Here is a 2,081-nt window from a genome sequence, read left to right on the forward strand (position 1 = left end):
ATGTCGGGCAGGGCGGGGCCGGGATCCTGGCCCAGGGTGGCGAAGCGCCCGCTGTCCACCGCGATCCGCAGCCGGACCGGTAGCTCGGGGTGCCGTTCCAGCAGGACGGACTCACCGATCACCGCGATCGCGCCGGTGCGCTGGACGATCCCGGTCACCTCGGCCGGGGTCAGGCTGTGGTTGAGCGGTACGAAGAGCGCGCCCAGCCGGGCCAGCGCGAAGTAGGTCTCCATGACCTCGATGCGGTCCAGGGAGAGCACCGCGACCCGGTCGCCCTGCCGGATGCCCAGCCCGGCCAGCCCGCCGGCGAGCTGTTCGGTCCGTTCGCGGAACTCGGCCCAGCTGACCGAGCGGTGCTCGTCCACCAGGGCCGTACGGTCCGGAAAGCACTGGTGGTTGCGCTCCACCAGCTGGGTCAGCCACATCAGGAGCCGTCCCGCCGGGCCCCGCCGCGCTCGGCCAGGAACCGCTCGTAGTCGGCGATGGTGACCAGCTTCTCCATGTCCTCGGCGGTCACCTCGGCACCGGTGCGCTGCTCGATGAGCAGGACCAGGCGCACCAGGTCGCCGGAGTCGATGCCGCTGGCGCTGAGATCGGCGTCGTCGCTGATCCCCTCGGCGAACTCCGGCGTGCCGGTCAGTTCGACGAGCATCTCCCGAACGGTACTCATGCGTGTCCTCTCAGAGCGCTTCCGGTACGGCTCCGGGCACCGCGGACGGTGGTGCGCCGGTGCTGCCACTCATAGAGAGAGGCGCCGATCCCCCGGCACTCTCCCTCGGCCCCGCGGATTCTTGGGCTGTTCGCCGTTGTTCGACCACCCGCCGGCCACCGGGCCGAGGGATAGCCCGTGCCCGGCCCGGACTCCTTATGAGAAGGAAGGCACGAACGAGGCAGGCGTCCGCCGCCCGGCGGTCGCGAACGAAGGGGGGACCAGGTGCGCTCAGGGCTCAGCGGCCCGACGGCCCGCGGGCCGGGGCGGGGTCCGCGTGGAGGCGGCGCCGCGCTCTCGGCCCTCGCCGCACCGCGGGCGGGGACCGGACGAGGGCGGCGCGATGTCCGGTGACCCGGGTGCGGCGCGGGGCGCCGCGGCGCGGGCCGGGGAGCCGGAGAGGCACTTCGAGGCGCTGCTGGCGGCCGGCGAGCAGATCGAGCCGCGGGACTGGATGCCCGACGGCTACCGGCGGATGCTGATCCGGCAGATCTCCCAACACGCGCACTCGGAGATCATCGGCATGCAGCCGGAGGGGGCCTGGCTCACCCGGGCGCCCACGCTGCACCGCAAGGCGAGTCTGCTGGCCAAGGTGCAGGACGAGGCCGGCCACGGGCTCTACCTCTACGCGGCGGCCGAGACCCTGGGCGTGACCCGCGAGCAGCTGCTCGACGCGCTGCACAGCGGGCACCAGCGTTACTCGGCGACCTTTGACCACCCGGCCCTGACCTGGGCGGACACCGGGGCGATCGCCTGGCTGACGGATGGCGCGGCGGTGGTCAACCAGGTGCCGCTGTGCCACACCTCCTACGGGCCGTACGCGCGGGCCATGCGCCGGGTGTGCCAGGAGGAGGCCTTCCACGTCCGGCAGGGCTATGACGTGCTGTGGGCGTTGAGCCGCGGGACTCCGGAGCAGAAGCGGATGGCACAGGACGCGGTGGACCGCTGGTGGCTGCCGGCGGTGGCCTTGATGTTCGGCCCGCCCGACACGGTGGCGGGCGGGGCGGACGAGCGTACCGCGGCCATGGGTGCGGCGGTCTCCCGGCGCTCGATGGCCTGGGGGGTCAAGCGGCACACCAACGACGAGTTGCGGCAGCGCTTCGTCGACAACTGCGTGCCGCAGGCGGAGCGGCTGGGGCTCACGCTGCCCGATCCGGCGATCCGGTGGAACGCGGAGCGCGGGCACTACGACTTCGGTCCGATCGACTGGCGGCGGTTTCGGGACGCGTTCGCCGGGGGCTCGCAGTGCGCCCGGCGGCGGCTGGCCCATCGGGTGGCGGCGCACCGGGAGGGAGCCTGGGTGCGCGCCGCGGTGGACGCCTACGCGGCCCGGCGGGAGGAAGGGAGGCGGCCGGCATGACGGGTTCGGGGG

General features: G+C 73.6%; 3 protein-coding genes. 1 reads left to right on the forward strand and 2 read right to left on the reverse strand.

Annotated elements, in window-relative coordinates:
- Nucleotides 1-425 (reverse strand): AMP-binding protein (locus E4099_RS31490; protein WP_167828554.1); only part of this gene is annotated, 425 nt, incomplete at its 3' end.
- A complete protein-coding gene (locus E4099_RS31495) occupies nt 425-670 on the reverse strand; it encodes an acyl carrier protein (RefSeq protein WP_135342510.1) in 246 nt (81 codons plus the stop codon). The genes E4099_RS31495 and E4099_RS31490, both read right to left, overlap by 1 nt.
- A 382-nt stretch (nt 671-1,052) precedes the next feature.
- Between E4099_RS31495 and paaA the strand changes: the two genes are divergently transcribed.
- Nucleotides 1,053-2,069: a 1,2-phenylacetyl-CoA epoxidase subunit PaaA gene (gene paaA, locus E4099_RS31500; protein ID WP_135342511.1), complete on the forward strand. Its 1,017-nt coding sequence runs from the start codon at nt 1,053-1,055 to the stop codon at nt 2,067-2,069.
- The last annotated feature ends 12 nt before the right edge of the window (nt 2,070-2,081 follow it).

It is taken from the genome of Streptomyces palmae (assembly GCF_004684805.1).
Classification (GTDB): domain Bacteria; phylum Actinomycetota; class Actinomycetes; order Streptomycetales; family Streptomycetaceae; genus Streptomyces; species Streptomyces palmae.

Bases quoted from the DNA above. Each gene is read 5' to 3' on its own strand.
- E4099_RS31495 (WP_135342510.1), bottom strand. From the start codon at position 670: ATGAGTACCGTTCGGGAGATGCTCGTCGAACTGACCGGCACGCCGGAG.
- paaA (WP_135342511.1), top strand. From the start codon at position 1,053: ATGTCCGGTGACCCGGGTGCGGCGCGGGGCGCCGCGGCGCGGGCCGGG.